This is a genomic window from Bacillus sp. EKM206B, assembly GCF_011066015.1.
GTDB classification, from domain to species: domain Bacteria; phylum Bacillota; class Bacilli; order Bacillales; family Bacillaceae; genus Bacillus; species Bacillus velezensis.
On the sequence record NZ_JAAMNL010000002.1, the window covers coordinates 266,911 to 281,162 of the forward strand.

A 14,252-nucleotide genomic window follows, 5' to 3' on the forward strand; every position below is an offset into this window, starting at 1 on the left:
AAAATGACACAATTAAAAAAGACAAGCGTACGGAAAGAGCTGCGGACTGAGCAGCCGTCCATTTACTCTTTTGAATTAGATGAAATCAAACAATGGCTGACCGAGAATGGCGAAAAGCCGTTCCGCGCAGCACAGATTTTTGAATGGCTCTATGAAAAGCGGGTTTCTTCATTTGATGAAATGACAAACCTCTCAAAAAGCCTGCGTGAAAAACTCGAGAGCAATTTTGTGCTGACAACGCTGAAAACGGCTGTAAAACAGACATCTCAAGACGGCACGATGAAATTTTTATTTGAGCTTCATGACGGTTATACGATCGAAACGGTTTTAATGAGACACGAGTATGGTAATTCTGTATGTGTAACGACACAGGTCGGCTGCCGGATCGGCTGCACATTTTGCGCGTCAACGCTCGGCGGACTGAAACGGAATCTTGAAGCGGGAGAAATCGTCGCTCAAGTCGTGAAAGTGCAAAAGGCGCTTGATGAAACGGATGAACGCGTCAGCTCAGTCGTCATCATGGGAATCGGAGAGCCGTTTGATAATTTCAATGAAATGCTCGCTTTCTTAAAAATCATTAACCACGATAAAGGGCTGAACATCGGAGCGCGTCATATCACAGTTTCCACCAGCGGAATCATTCCGAAGATTTACGATTTCGCGGATCAAAAAATGCAGATCAATTTCGCGATTTCTCTGCATGCTCCGAATACAGAAATCAGAAGCCGTCTGATGCCGATTAATAAAGCCTATAAGCTTCCTGACCTTATGGAGGCCGTCAAATATTACATCGAGAAAACAGGCAGACGGATCAGCTTTGAATACGGGCTGTTCGGCGGCGTAAATGATCAGGTCGAACATGCAGAAGAGCTTGCAGAACTGTTAAAAGACGTGAAATGCCATGTCAATTTAATTCCGGTAAACTATGTGCCTGAACGGGATTACGTCCGCACACCGAGAGATCAGATTTTCGCATTTGAAAAAACGTTAAAATCCCGCGGTGTAAATGTCACGATCAGAAGAGAGCAAGGCCATGACATTGACGCGGCCTGCGGTCAGCTTCGCGCGAAGGAGCGTCAAGACGAGACGAGGTGAAGAGGTTGATTACAGCCTTGAAAACAGATACAGGTAAAGTCCGCCGGCATAATGAAGATGCGGCGGGCATTTTCACAAAAGAAGACGCGGTGCTTGCGGTTGTCGCCGACGGCATGGGCGGTCATCTTGCCGGAGATGTAGCGAGCAGGATGGCGGTTGCGGCGATGGAAGAGCAGTGGAACCGGACCGAAACGGTTCCTTCTCTGCCGTCTGCTTGCGAGGATTGGCTGAAAGACCGGATTCATGAGGCGAATGTTAAAGTACATGACCACGCTAAAGCGAATGAAGAATGCCGGGGAATGGGCACCACTGTTGTTTGCGCCTTATTCACGGGGAAGTTTGTCACTGTGGCTCATATCGGTGACAGCCGGTGCTACCTGCTTCAAGAGGGGGAATTCACTCAGCTGACTGAAGACCATTCGCTTGTGAATGAGCTGGTCAAGACAGGAGAAATTTCGAAAGAGGACGCCGAGCACCATCCGCGGAAAAATGTATTGACGAGAGCGCTGGGGACAGATGAAACCATCAGTCCCGACGCCCGTTCTTTTGAACTGTCTGACGGCGATCAGCTGCTTTTATGCTCTGACGGACTGTCAAATAAAATAGAAGATCACGAGATCAAACAAATGCTTCAAGCCGAATCTGATCCTCAGGAAAAAGTAGACCTTCTCATCAGCAAAGCGAATCAAAACGGCGGCGAAGATAACATCACGGCTGTGTTGATTGAGTTTTCCGCAGATGCAAAAGAGGGTGAAGACAAGTGCTAACCGGCAAGCGGATCAGCGGGCGTTATCATATCCTCCGGCCCATTGGCGGCGGCGGAATGGCAAACGTTTTTTTAGCTGAGGACATCATTCTCGAACGTGAAGTCGCAATTAAAATTCTGCGGTTTGACTTTGTGAATGACATTGATTTTATCAGGCGTTTCAGAAGAGAAGCACAGTCGGCATCAAGCCTCGATCATCCGAATATCGTCAGTATTTACGATATCGGGGAGGAAGGCGATATTTATTACATTGTCATGGAATATGTGGAAGGCATGACATTAAAGGAATACATAAACGCACACGGACCGCTTCATCCGAAAGAAGCGCTGTCCGTTATGGAGCAGATCGTCTCGGCCATCGCCCATGCCCATCAAAACCATATCGTGCACCGGGATATTAAACCGCACAATATATTGATAGATCATTTAGGGCATATCAAGGTGACGGATTTCGGCATCGCCACAGCGCTTACGTCTACGACAATCACACATACGAATTCTGTGCTGGGCTCGGTTCATTATTTGTCTCCGGAGCAGGCGAGAGGCGGTCTGGCAACGAAAAAATCAGATATTTACGCGCTCGGCATCGTGCTGTTTGAGCTTTTAACAGGTAAAATTCCTTTTGACGGAGAATCAGCCGTCAGTATAGCGCTAAAGCATCTGCAAACAGAAACGCCTTCCGCCAGAAAGTGGAACCCTTCCATTCCGCAGAGCGTCGAAAACATTATTTTAAAGGCAACCGCTAAAGACCCGTTTCACCGCTATGAAAGCGCCGAGGACATGGAAGCGGACATCAGAACGGCTTTTGACGCCGGCAGGCTGAATGAACAAAAATTTTCCGTGCAGGATGATGAGGAAATGACAAAAGCCATTCCCGTTATTACTGACGGCGCAAAAGCCGCGCCTCAGGCGGAAACGCCGGGGGAGACGGATGATAAGGAACAGCAGCCCGCCAAAAAGAAAAAACGGAAATGGCCGTGGGTTTTGCTGGCCGTCTGTTTCATTTTCATTATGGCAGCTGTTCTTGCGGTTACCGTGTTTCCGTCTTTGTTTATGCCTAAAGATGTAAGCGTCCCCGACGTACGGGGCATGAAGTACGAAAAAGCGGAAGCCCTGCTTGAAAAGAACGGGCTCCGGGCGGATCCTGATATAACGGACATTGAAGATGAAAAAATAGAAGAGGAATTAATGGTCAAAACGGACCCAAAAGCGGGGTCTACCGTTAAAGAAGGCTCTTCTGTAAAACTGTACAAAAGCATCGGAAAACCGAAAACCCAGCTGATCGACGTGAAAGGACGGCAGATCGGCGACGCAAAAAAAGCGCTGAAGGAAAAAGGCTTCAAACATGTCAATGTCAAAGAAGAGAACGATGACAGCGAGGCCGGCACCGTAATTGATCAGAACCCGTCAGCCGGCACCGACATGGTCGCAAGCGACGATGAAGTCAATCTAACGGTCAGCCTCGGCCCCGCGGATGTTACGCTGAGGGACTTAAAGACTTACAGCAAAGAAGCGGCTTCAGGGTATCTTGAAGATAACGGCCTGCAGCTTGTTGAAAAACAAGCCCATTCAGATGACGTGCCGGAAGGACAAGTCATGAAGCAAGAGCCGGCAGCCGGCACTGCGGTTAAGCCGGGAAGTAATGTTGAAGTGACGTTCTCGCTCGGACCTGAAGAAAAACCGGCGAAAACGGTAAAAGAAAAAATCAGCATTCCTTACGAACCCGAACATGAAGGGGACGAGCTTGAAGTGCAAATCGCCATCGATGATAAGGACCACAGCATCTCTGATACGTATGACTCATTTAAAATAAAAGAGCCGACTGAAAAAACAATTGAACTGAAGATTGATCAGGGACAGAAGGGGTATTATCAAGTGATGGTCGATCATAAAGTCGTCAGCTACAAAACGATTGAATACCCGAAAGATAATGACTGACAAGGAGGGACCCTATGCCTGAGGGCAAAATTATAAAAGCGTTAAGCGGATTCTATTATGTCTTGGATGAATCACAGGACAAGATCATTCAATGCAGGGGCCGGGGCATTTTCAGAAAAAATAAAATAACGCCCCTGGTCGGCGATTATGCCGTTTATCAGGCTGAAAATGATAAAGAAGGCTACCTGCTGGAAATCAAAGAACGAACAAACGAGCTGATCAGGCCGCCGATTTCAAATGTCGATCAGGCCGTTCTCGTCTTTTCTGCCGTTCAGCCGGCGTTCAGCACGTCTTTATTGGACCGTTTTCTCGTCCTTGTGGAAGCCAACGGCATTCACCCGATCATCTGCATAACCAAAATGGACTTAGCTGCAGACGGGGAATCGAAAGAGGCGATACTTTCTTACGTGAAAGACTATCAGGCGATCGGTTATGACGTATATGTGACGTCATCAAAAGAAAACAGCGGTTTAACAGGCATTGTGAAACACTTCGAGAACAAAACGACGGTGTTTGCCGGTCAGTCCGGAGTCGGAAAATCTTCGCTTTTAAATGCGATCAGCCCGGAGCTTGAGCTGAAAACAAACGAGATTTCCGCGCATTTGGGACGCGGAAAACATACGACGCGCCATGTGGAGCTCATTCATACATCAGGCGGTCTGGTGGCGGATACTCCGGGGTTCAGTTCGCTTGAATTTACCGGCATTGAGGAAGAAGAGCTGGGCAGCACGTTCCCTGAGATCAGAGAAATAAGCGCCTCTTGCAAATTCAGAGGCTGTCTGCATCTTAAAGAGCCGAAATGCGCGGTAAAGCAAGCGGTGGAAGAAGGAGAGATTCAGCCGTACCGCTATGAGCATTACAAAGAATTTATGCAGGAAATAAAAGAGAGAAAGCCGAGGTATTAATATGATTAAGGTTGCGCCATCAATTCTTTCCGCCGATTTTGCTTCACTGGGCGAGGAAATTAAAGACGTGGAAAAAGGAGGGGCGGACTATATCCATATTGATGTCATGGATGGCCATTTCGTCCCTAACATTACAATCGGGCCGCTTATCGTTGAAGCCGTCCGTCCGGTGACTGATCTGCCGCTGGATGTCCATCTTATGATTGAAAACCCGGACCGCTACATCCCGGCATTCGCAAAAGCCGGTGCGGACATCCTTTCCGTTCATGCTGAAGCGTGTCCGCATCTTCACTGGACCATTCAATTGATAAAAGAGCAGGGAGTAAAAGCGGGAGTTGTGCTCAATCCGCATACGCCCGTCCAAATGATTGAACATGTGATCGAGGAGCTTGACCTTGTGCTGTTAATGACGGTTAACCCCGGTTTTGGCGGACAGCGCTTCATTCATTCGGTTCTGCCGAAAATCCGTCAGGTCAAACAGCTGGCTGAGGAGAAAGGCCTGTCTGAGCTTTTAATCGAGGTGGACGGAGGCGTTAATAAAGAAACAGCCCCTTTATGCGCTGAAGCGGGCGCCAATCTGCTTGTTGCCGGGTCTGCCGTATATAATCAGCCGGATCGGAAAAAAGCCATCGCTGACATCCGAAACGCGTAATAAACATGCTGAAAAAGAGCCCGGTGAAAGCCGCCGGCTCTTTTCGCGTCTAAGAGAGAGGAAAACATATGAAGACAATCAATATCGTTGCGGGCGGCCCGCGGGAGCTTATTCCCGATCTATCCGAATACACAGACGGAGATACGACGTGGGTCGGAGTCGATAAAGGGACGGTTGCTCTTTTGGAGGCCGGAATCATTCCGCAGGAAGCTTTCGGTGATTTTGACAGCATTACGGAAGAGGAGCTCAAGCAGATTCAAAAAGCGGCGCCGGCCCTCCATGTGTTTCAGGCGGAAAAAGATTATACCGATCTTGAACTCGCCCTTGACTGGGCTTTACAAAAAGAACCGGAAACCATTCGGATATTCGGTGTGACGGGCGGAAGAGCCGATCACTTTTTAGGGAACATCCAGCTGCTGTATAAAGCCTTACATAAGAATACCGATGTCGAGCTGATCGACCGGCAGAATGACATTCAGATGTTCGGGCCCGGCCGTTATACAATTGAAGAAAAAGCGCGCAGACGCTATATTTCTTTCATTCCGTTTACGGAAGCGGCAGACGGCCTGACACTCGACGGTTTTAAATATCCCCTTGATAATTGTCATATTCCTCTGGGTTCCACACTATGTATTAGTAACGAACTCATTCATTCACGAGGTACTTTTTCGTTTGCAAAAGGCATATTAATAATGGTAAGGAGCGCGGATTAGAAAAGCGGCTTCTGCCATATGCGGAAAAAACCATGAATCCTAAAGTGATGAACGCAGCGGATACGGGACTTATAGGAGGGGACAAAATGAAATTTTATACCATTAAATTGCCGAAGTTTTTAGGAGGAATTGTCCGGGCGATGCTGGGCTCATTTAGAAAAGAGTAGGCCCAAGAAACTGAAATTGCCCTCTTTGAACGCATAAAAAACGCCTGCCGCATAAAAGGGCAGGCGTTCATTTTTGCTTATACACGCTCAACTTTACCGGATTTTAAAGCCCGGGCAGATACATATACTTTTTTAGGTTTGCCGTCAACGAGGATGCGGACCTTTTGAAGGTTGGCGCCCCAAGTACGCTTAGAAGCGTTCATTGCGTGAGAACGGTTGTTTCCGGCTTTTGTTTTTTTACCTGTAATAAAACATTTACGTGCCATTTGTTTCCCTCCTAACTGCGCGAAACATCTTTTCAAACATAGTGTCTCAGATGCTTTCGTTATACAATACTTTAAATAATTTACCACAGCTAAAAACCGTTTGCAACTATTGTTTCCCTTACTTTCAAGAAAAATCACTTGACATGTAAAACCAATCACATTTCCGCGCTGAAGGCCGCTGTCTGTATCTTTTCTTTTCATAATGGGATACATATAGTAGAATAATGATAACTCTATGCACCTGAAGGAGGAACCTGTGTGTCCATTGAAATGAAGACAAAATACGGACAGATTGATATATCCAACGAAGTCATCGCAATGGTTGCCGGAGGCGCTGCCATTGACTGTTACGGAATAGTGGGGATGGCCTCAAAAAACCAGATTAAAGACGGTTTGTCTGAAATCCTCCGGAGAGAGAACTTCGCAAAAGGCGTACATGTCCGTCAGGAAGCCGAACAAATACATATCGACATGTACATTATTGTCAGCTACGGCACTAAAATATCCGAAGTAGCCCACAATGTTCAGACGAAGGTAAAATACACAGTAAATCAAACAATCGGACTTGCAGTTGATTCTGTAAATATTTATGTCCAAGGCGTACGAGTAACGAACCCGTAGTGAGGAGGATGAGTATTGTCTAGACGAAACTTAGATGGGAGAGCTTTTGCGGCAATGATTCTGGCGGGGGCTGAGACATTGTCTCAAAACGCGTCCGCGGTGGATGCGCTGAACGTGTTTCCCGTGCCTGACGGCGATACCGGAACAAATATGAATTTATCGATGTCATCCGGTGCAAGAGAGGTAGAGCACATTGACTCACCCGACATCGGCAAAGTCGGCATCGCCCTGTCAAAAGGCCTGCTTATGGGAGCGAGAGGAAACTCAGGGGTGATCTTGTCCCAATTGTTCAGAGGTTTCACAAAGAGCATTGAAAACAAAAATCAAATAGACGCCCAAGAATTTGCCGCAGCACTCCAAGCGGGAGTGGATATGGCATATAAGGCGGTCATGAAACCGGTTGAAGGAACGATTTTAACCGTGGCCAAGGATGCGGCTAAAAAAGCGGTCGCCTCGGCCAAAGAAGAAACCGATATTATTTCGGTCATGGAGGCCGTTATTGAAGAAGCGGAAGCGTCGCTGAACCGCACGCCGGATCTGCTTCCTGTTTTAAAGGACGTCGGTGTCGTTGACAGCGGCGGAAAAGGTCTGCTTTGTGTATATGAAGGCTTTTTGGCTGCTTTAAAAGGAGAGGCCGTACCGAAAAAAGCGGTTCTTCCGGCACTCGATGATATGGTGAATGCCGAGCATCATAAAAGCGCGCAGAGCATGCTGAGTACAGAAGACATTGAATTCGGATTTTGTACGGAAGTGATGGTGAGGCTGGATCAAGATAAACGGACGTTCAAGGAAGAGACGTTCAGAAACGAACTGAGCCGTTTCGGCGATTCATTGCTGGTCGTGGCTGATGATACGCTTGCGAAAGTTCATATTCATGCCGAAGAACCAGGGAACGTACTCAATCTCGCACAGCGTTACGGCGATTTGATTAAAATTAAAATTGAAAACATGAGGGAACAGCATACTTCAATCATCAGTCAAGAACATGATGAAAAAAAGCCGGCCGGCGTTATGAAAGAAGCCCGCAAGCCTTTTGGCATCGTGACTGTGGCAATGGGAGAGGGCATTTCTGAATTGTTTACGAGCATCGGCGCTTCACACGTAATCGAAGGCGGCCAGACAATGAATCCGAGCACGGAAGATATTGTTGAAGCCGTTCAGTCTGTCAATGCGGAGACGGTTTTCATTCTTCCGAACAATTCCAATATTGTGATGGCTGCCAATCAGGCGGCGAGCGTGGCTGAAGAAAATGTCATTGTCATTCCGGCAAAAACGGTCCCTCAAGGCATGACCGCCCTGCTTGCGTTTAACCCTGACCAGCCGGCTGATGTAAATAAAGCCAATATGCTTGAGGCCATCCGGAATGTGAAAAGCGGACAGGTGACATATTCAGTCAGAGACACCCATATCGACGGCAAGGATATTAAAAAAGGTGATTTTATCGGCATTTTAAACAGTTCAATTATCGGCAGCGCCGAAGATCGGATAAGTGCGGCGAAATTGCTGCTGGATGAAATGATCGGGGAAGAAGATGAAATCGTCACCATCCTGTACGGAGAGGACGCGCCGGAAGAAGAAGCTGAGAAACTTGCTGAGTATATTGCAAGCGTCTATGAAGATATCGAGGTTGAAATCCATAACGGCAGACAGCCTCTGTATCCATATATATTTGCGGCAGAATAGAAGGGCTTATCAGGCCCTTCTATTCTTATGCCTTTATTTACCTGCGGCAGTGCGGCAGTGTGCCTGCTTGCCAATTGAGAAATGTTCAATTAGTCTAAAGAAAAGCGCTGAATAAAGTGATGTTAAGGAGGAACAAACCAGCATGAAGTATAGAAGCGTTTTTGATATTATCGGCCCGGTAATGATCGGTCCGTCCAGTTCACATACCGCAGGCGCCGCCCGGATCGGCAGAGTGGCCAGAAGCTTATTCAGGCGGGAGCCCCGCCGGATCGTTGTGTCTTTTTACGGATCATTTGCGGAGACGTATAAGGGTCACGGCACTGATGTCGCGATTATCGGCGGCCTGCTTGATTTTGATACATTTGATGAGCGGATTAAAACAGCGATTCAAATTGCGGAAGAGAAGGGCATATATGTAGAGTTCCGTACAGAGGATGCCGTGCCCGTTCATCCGAATACAGCGCGCATCGTCATTTCTGATGATGAGGGAGAGCTTGCCCTTACCGGTATTTCCATCGGCGGCGGAAAAATAGAAATCACGGAGCTCAACGGCTTTGAGCTGCGTTTGTCCGGAAACCATCCGGCTATTTTAGTCGTTCACAATGATAAATTCGGCACGATTGCAGGCGTTGCCAATGTGCTTGCGAAATTCTCCATCAACGTCGGACATATGGAAGTGGCGCGTAAGGACGTCGGCCAGCTTGCGCTGATGACGATTGAGGTCGATCAGAATATTGAAGAAGAAGTGCTTGACGAGCTTTCAACACTTCCTAATATTATACAGGTTACTAAGATAGCTGACTAAAAAGTCAGGAGGAAAATGACATGTTTCGTAATGTAAAAGAATTAATAGAAATCACTCAAGAAAAACAAATTCCGATTTCGGAAGTGATGATCACCCAAGAGATGGAAGTGACGCAAAAAACGCGGGAAGAAATCTTTCAAGGAATGGAGCGCAATCTCTCCGTCATGGAAGCAGCTGTTGAAAAAGGGCTGAAGGGCGTCACGAGTCAGACCGGTTTAACAGGCGGAGATGCCGTGAAACTTCAAGCATACATCCAATCGGGAAGAAGCCTGTCGGGCAATCTGATTTTAGACGCCGTTTCTAAAGCTGTGGCGACAAATGAAGTCAATGCGGCGATGGGAACGATCTGCGCTACACCGACCGCCGGCTCTGCCGGGGTCGTGCCGGGAACGTTATTCGCCGTAAAGCATAAGCTGAACCCTACGACAGAACAAATGATCCGTTTTCTGTTTACAGCCGGCGCGTTCGGTTTTGTCGTAGCAAATAATGCGAGTATTTCAGGAGCGGCAGGAGGCTGTCAGGCGGAAGTCGGGTCAGCATCAGGCATGGCAGCGGCTGCGATTGTGGAAATGGCGGGCGGAACGCCTCAGCAATCAGCGGAAGCAATGGCGATTACATTGAAAAATATGCTCGGTCTCGTATGTGACCCGGTTGCCGGATTGGTAGAAGTGCCGTGTGTCAAACGAAACGCAATGGGAGCATCCAACGCAATGATCGCGGCGGATATGGCGCTGGCCGGAATTACAAGCCGCATTCCTTGCGATGAGGTGATTGACGCGATGTACAAAATCGGCCAGACAATGCCGACAGCACTGCGTGAAACCGGACAAGGCGGTTTAGCCGCGACACCGACGGGAAGAGAATTAGAGAAAAAAATTTTCGGAGGAGCGCTGAAATCAAGTGACACACCATCAGCAAACTAGTATAGCGGAAATTAAGGGCATTGGGCCGGAAACAGAAAAAACATTGCACGAACTTGGTATCTATGACATTTCTGATCTTCTGAATTATTTCCCTTACCGTTATGACGACTATGAGCTGAGGGATTTAGAAGAAGTAAAACATGAAGAAAGAGTGACGGTAGAAGGGAAGGTTCATTCAGAACCTTCTCTTACCTATTACGGCAAAAAACGAAACAGGCTGACATTCAGAGTGCTTGTCGGCAATTATTTAATTACCGCGGTCTGCTTTAACCGTCCCTACTTAAAAAAGAAACTGACGTTAGGTTCTGTCGTCACGATATCCGGGAAATGGGATAAACACAGACAGACCGTTTCCGTGCAGGAATTAAAAAACGGTCCTCATCAAGAAGATAAAAGCATTGAGCCTGTTTATTCCGTTAAAGAAAACGTCACCGTAAAAATGATGAGACGGTTTATTAAGGAAGCGCTGCAGCATCATTTGGACAGTGCGGCCGATCCGCTTCCTGAAAAATTGAGAATCCGCTACAAGCTGCCTGATTACAAACATGCCCTGCAGACGATGCATCAGCCTGAAACAAGGGAATCGTTACAGCAGGCAAGACGCCGGTTTGTTTACGAGGAATTCTTATTATTTCAGCTGAAAATGCAGGCGTTCCGTAAAGCGGAAAGGGAACAGTCAAAAGGCATCAGCCATGTGTTTCCTGCTGAAAAGCTCGCCGCTTTCACAGACGGCCTGCCGTTTTCGCTCACGACCGCACAGACGCGTGTGCTTCGGGAAATTACCGCTGATATGACATCCCCTTACCGAATGAACCGTCTACTGCAAGGTGATGTCGGTTCAGGGAAAACGGCCGTCGCCGCCATCGCTTTGTACGCTGCGATTTTGTCGGGGTATCAGGGGGCATTAATGGTGCCGACTGAAATTTTGGCCGAACAGCATGCAGATTCTCTCGTATCGTTGTTTGCAAATGAAGATGTAAATATCGCGCTTTTGACGAGTTCTGTCAAAGGAAAGCGGCGCAGGGAGCTTTTGGAGCGGCTTGCTCTCGGAGAGATTGATATTTTAGTAGGGACCCATGCTTTAATCCAGGATGAAGTGGAATTCAAAGCGCTGAGCCTTGTTATTACGGACGAGCAGCACCGGTTTGGGGTCGAACAGCGCAAAAAACTCAAGAATAAAGGTCAGGATCCGGATGTGCTGTTTATGACAGCTACTCCGATTCCGAGAACGCTGGCCATTACCGTCTTCGGAGAAATGGATGTTTCCGTGATAGATGAAATGCCCGCGGGACGAAAACAAATCGAAACGTATTGGGTGAAACACGACATGCTGGAGCGGATTTTGGCTTTTATAGAAAAAGAGCTGAAGCAGGGAAGGCAAGCCTATATTATCTGCCCGCTCATTGAAGAGTCGGATAAACTGGATGTACAGAATGCGATTGACGTATATAACATGCTGTCTGACGTTTACCGCGGTAAATGGAATGTCGGCCTGATGCACGGGAAGCTCCATTCTGATGAAAAAGATCAGGTGATGAGAGAATTCAGCGCCAATCAATGTCAGGTACTTGTGTCAACAACCGTCGTAGAAGTCGGGGTGAACGTGCCGAATGCGACGATTATGGTCATCTATGACGCCGACCGTTTCGGATTATCTCAGCTCCATCAGCTCCGCGGCCGGGTCGGGCGGGGAGACCACCAATCTTTCTGCATCTTGATGGCAGATCCGAAATCCGAAACCGGGAAGGAACGGATGAGAATCATGTCGGAGACAAACGACGGCTTCGAGCTGTCTGAAAAGGACCTTGAACTGCGCGGCCCCGGTGATTTCTTCGGAAAAAAACAGAGCGGTATGCCCGAGTTCAAGGTGGCGGATATGGTTCATGACTACAGAGCTTTGGAAACGGCCCGCCAGGATGCGGCCAATCTGGTGTCTTCAGAGGCGTTTTGGAAAGATGACGAATACCGCATGCTGCGCGGTCAATTACTTTCAAGCGGCGTCCTGGAAGGGGAGAAGTTAAGCTGATTCTGCAAAATTCGGCAGCTTTCAAAAAACAATCATTGCATTCCAATCTATGAGATTATATACTACTATTAGTACCTAGTCTTAATTGTCCGGATGGTGTTTACAGATGAGAAGAAGCAAGAAAGAACGCCAAAAATTATTGCAGCAGACGATCAAATCGACACCCTTCATCACAGATGAAGAATTAGCGGGGAAATTCGGCGTCAGCATTCAGACGATCCGTTTAGACCGCTTAGAGCTCTCAATACCGGAGCTGAGGGAAAGAATTAAAAACGTGGCAGAACAAACGCTTGATGATGAAGTGAAATCACTGTCTTTAGACGAAGTGATCGGTGAAATTATTGATCTGGAGCTTGACGGCCAGGCCATTTCCATATTAGAAGTAAGACGCGAGCATGTCTTCAGCCGCAATCAAATTGCGCGGGGGCATCATTTGTTTGCGCAGGCGAACTCACTCGCCGTAGCCGTCATTGATGATGAGCTGGCGCTGACCGCAAGCGCAAATATCCGCTTTACAAGACAGGTGAAAGAAGGCGAGCGCGTCGTTGCGAAAGCCAAAGTGACGGCAGTCGAAAAAGAAAAAGGCAGAACGGTAGTCGAAGTCAACAGCTATGTGGGAGAAGAAGTCGTGTTCTCCGGCAGCTTTGACATGTACCGTTCAAAACAATCATAAAGGTGGAGCATGCATGAGAATAGCTGTAGATGCAATGGGAGGCGACAACGCACCCAAAGCTGTTATTGACGGAGTAATGAAGAGTATTGAGGCATTTGACGATCTTCATATTACGCTGGTCGGTGACAAGACAACGATAGAATCACACTTGCCAACAACATCAGACCGCATCACTGTGTTGCACGCCGATGAAGTGATTGAACCGACGGATGAACCGGTCCGCGCCGTACGCAGAAAGAAAAACTCTTCTATGGTGCTGATGGCGCAGGAAGTGGCTGAAAACAGAGCGGACGCCTGCATCTCAGCGGGGAATACGGGCGCACTCATGACAGCGGGACTGTTTATCGTCGGCAGAATTAAAGGAATCGACCGGCCTGCGCTTGCGCCGACGCTTCCGACCGTTTCAGGCGACGGTTTCCTTCTTTTGGACGTGGGAGCCAATGTCGATGCCAAACCGGAGCATCTCGTCCAGTACGGAATTATGGGATCTGTATATGCCCGGCAGGTTCTCGGAATCAGCTCGCCCCGCGTCGGATTGTTAAATGTCGGCACGGAAGAAAAGAAAGGAAACGACCTGACAAAAAAGACGTTTGAACTATTAAAAGAAACAAACGTGAATTTTGTCGGAAACGTTGAGGCGAGAGACTTGCTCGAAGGCGCTGCTGACGTCATCGTCACAGACGGCTTTACGGGCAACGTCACATTGAAAACATTGGAAGGTTCAGCGTTATCGATTTTCAAAATGCTGAAAGATACACTGACTTCAAGTTTTGTTTCTAAGCTCGCAGCGGGAGTGCTGAAGCCGAAGCTGATGGAAATGAAACTGAAAATGGACTATTCTGAGTACGGCGGGGCGAGTCTTTTCGGTTTGAAAGCGCCCGTCGTTAAAGCGCACGGCTCTTCTGACGCACGCGCTGTTTACCATGCGCTGCGCCAGGCGAGAGAAATGGTCAGCCAAAACGTGGCCGCATTTATAGAAGAAGAAGTAAAAGAAGAAAAAACAGATGAGTAGTCTGGAG

Annotated in this window: 15 protein-coding genes; 14 read left to right on the top strand and 1 reads right to left on the bottom strand. The window is 47.9% G+C overall.

Annotation, left to right across the window (positions count from 1 at the left end):
* Positions 1 to 3 precede the first annotated feature (3 nt).
* From rlmN to spoVM, 7 genes are all read left to right on the top strand, one after another.
* Complete coding sequence (gene rlmN, locus G9F50_RS04450; protein WP_003154339.1) at positions 4 to 1,095, top strand: dual-specificity RNA methyltransferase RlmN; 1,092 nt, start codon at positions 4 to 6, stop codon at positions 1,093 to 1,095.
* A 5-nt stretch (positions 1,096 to 1,100) separates the two neighbouring features.
* Positions 1,101 to 1,862: a Stp1/IreP family PP2C-type Ser/Thr phosphatase gene (locus tag G9F50_RS04455; protein ID WP_007409750.1), complete on the top strand. Its 762-nt coding sequence runs from the start codon at positions 1,101 to 1,103 to the stop codon at positions 1,860 to 1,862.
* On the top strand, positions 1,856 to 3,799 hold the full coding sequence (pknB, locus tag G9F50_RS04460; RefSeq protein ID WP_012117534.1) for a Stk1 family PASTA domain-containing Ser/Thr kinase: 1,944 nt from the start codon (positions 1,856 to 1,858) through the stop codon (positions 3,797 to 3,799). The genes G9F50_RS04455 and pknB overlap by 7 nt, the downstream gene beginning before the upstream one ends.
* A gap of 14 nt (positions 3,800 to 3,813) precedes the next feature.
* Entirely contained in the window at positions 3,814 to 4,704 is an 891-nt protein-coding gene (gene rsgA, locus G9F50_RS04465) for a ribosome small subunit-dependent GTPase A (RefSeq protein ID WP_007409752.1), read from the top strand.
* A gap of 1 nt (position 4,705) precedes the next feature.
* Entirely contained in the window at positions 4,706 to 5,356 is a 651-nt protein-coding gene (gene rpe / locus G9F50_RS04470; protein WP_060561705.1) for a ribulose-phosphate 3-epimerase, read from the top strand.
* Between the two features lie 68 nt (positions 5,357 to 5,424).
* Positions 5,425 to 6,069: a thiamine diphosphokinase gene (locus G9F50_RS04475; RefSeq protein ID WP_060561704.1), complete on the top strand. Its 645-nt coding sequence runs from the start codon at positions 5,425 to 5,427 to the stop codon at positions 6,067 to 6,069.
* 86 nt (positions 6,070 to 6,155) lie between these two features.
* The gene (gene spoVM, locus G9F50_RS04480) at positions 6,156 to 6,236 is read left to right on the top strand and encodes a stage V sporulation protein SpoVM (protein ID WP_003154329.1); all 81 of its coding nucleotides are present in this window, start codon (positions 6,156 to 6,158) and stop codon (positions 6,234 to 6,236) included.
* A 77-nt stretch (positions 6,237 to 6,313) separates the two neighbouring features.
* Here spoVM and rpmB read toward each other — a convergent pair whose 3' ends face one another.
* Complete coding sequence (rpmB, locus tag G9F50_RS04485; RefSeq protein ID WP_003154328.1) at positions 6,314 to 6,502, bottom strand: 50S ribosomal protein L28; 189 nt, start codon at positions 6,500 to 6,502, stop codon at positions 6,314 to 6,316.
* Between the two features lie 258 nt (positions 6,503 to 6,760).
* Between rpmB and G9F50_RS04490 the strand changes: the two genes are divergently transcribed.
* From G9F50_RS04490 to plsX, 7 genes are all read left to right on the top strand, one after another.
* Positions 6,761 to 7,123: an Asp23/Gls24 family envelope stress response protein gene (locus G9F50_RS04490; protein WP_003154327.1), complete on the top strand. Its 363-nt coding sequence runs from the start codon at positions 6,761 to 6,763 to the stop codon at positions 7,121 to 7,123.
* Between the two features lie 15 nt (positions 7,124 to 7,138).
* Positions 7,139 to 8,806, top strand: coding sequence for a DAK2 domain-containing protein (locus G9F50_RS04495; protein ID WP_060561703.1), 1,668 nt, complete (start codon positions 7,139 to 7,141; stop codon positions 8,804 to 8,806).
* A gap of 142 nt (positions 8,807 to 8,948) precedes the next feature.
* The gene (sdaAB, locus tag G9F50_RS04500) at positions 8,949 to 9,611 is read left to right on the top strand and encodes an L-serine ammonia-lyase, iron-sulfur-dependent subunit beta (RefSeq protein ID WP_003154325.1); all 663 of its coding nucleotides are present in this window, start codon (positions 8,949 to 8,951) and stop codon (positions 9,609 to 9,611) included.
* A 20-nt stretch (positions 9,612 to 9,631) separates the two neighbouring features.
* Positions 9,632 to 10,534 (top strand): L-serine ammonia-lyase, iron-sulfur-dependent, subunit alpha, encoded by a 903-nt coding sequence (sdaAA, locus tag G9F50_RS04505; RefSeq protein WP_003154324.1) that lies wholly within the window; start codon positions 9,632 to 9,634, stop codon positions 10,532 to 10,534.
* A complete protein-coding gene (recG, locus tag G9F50_RS04510; RefSeq protein ID WP_060561702.1) occupies positions 10,512 to 12,560 on the top strand; it encodes an ATP-dependent DNA helicase RecG in 2,049 nt (682 codons plus the stop codon). The genes sdaAA and recG overlap by 23 nt, the downstream gene beginning before the upstream one ends.
* A 106-nt stretch (positions 12,561 to 12,666) precedes the next feature.
* Positions 12,667 to 13,233: a transcription factor FapR gene (gene fapR / locus G9F50_RS04515; RefSeq protein WP_003154320.1), complete on the top strand. Its 567-nt coding sequence runs from the start codon at positions 12,667 to 12,669 to the stop codon at positions 13,231 to 13,233.
* Positions 13,234 to 13,246: 13 nt separating this feature from the next.
* Positions 13,247 to 14,245: a phosphate acyltransferase PlsX gene (plsX, locus tag G9F50_RS04520; RefSeq protein ID WP_007409758.1), complete on the top strand. Its 999-nt coding sequence runs from the start codon at positions 13,247 to 13,249 to the stop codon at positions 14,243 to 14,245.
* The last annotated feature ends 7 nt before the right edge of the window (positions 14,246 to 14,252 follow it).

Excerpts from the sequence above, each read along its gene's own strand:
- rlmN (WP_003154339.1), top strand. The coding sequence starts at position 4 with ATGACACAATTAAAAAAGACAAGCGTACGGAAAGAGCTGCGGACTGAG.
- spoVM (WP_003154329.1), top strand. The coding sequence starts at position 6,156 with ATGAAATTTTATACCATTAAATTGCCGAAGTTTTTAGGAGGAATTGTC.
- G9F50_RS04475 (WP_060561704.1), top strand. The coding sequence starts at position 5,425 with ATGAAGACAATCAATATCGTTGCGGGCGGCCCGCGGGAGCTTATTCCC.
- rsgA (WP_007409752.1), top strand. The coding sequence starts at position 3,814 with ATGCCTGAGGGCAAAATTATAAAAGCGTTAAGCGGATTCTATTATGTC.
- sdaAB (WP_003154325.1), top strand. The coding sequence starts at position 8,949 with ATGAAGTATAGAAGCGTTTTTGATATTATCGGCCCGGTAATGATCGGT.
- plsX (WP_007409758.1), top strand. The coding sequence starts at position 13,247 with ATGAGAATAGCTGTAGATGCAATGGGAGGCGACAACGCACCCAAAGCT.
- fapR (WP_003154320.1), top strand. The coding sequence starts at position 12,667 with ATGAGAAGAAGCAAGAAAGAACGCCAAAAATTATTGCAGCAGACGATC.
- sdaAA (WP_003154324.1), top strand. The coding sequence starts at position 9,632 with ATGTTTCGTAATGTAAAAGAATTAATAGAAATCACTCAAGAAAAACAA.
- rpe (WP_060561705.1), top strand. The coding sequence starts at position 4,706 with ATGATTAAGGTTGCGCCATCAATTCTTTCCGCCGATTTTGCTTCACTG.
- rpmB (WP_003154328.1), bottom strand. The coding sequence starts at position 6,502 with ATGGCACGTAAATGTTTTATTACAGGTAAAAAAACAAAAGCCGGAAAC.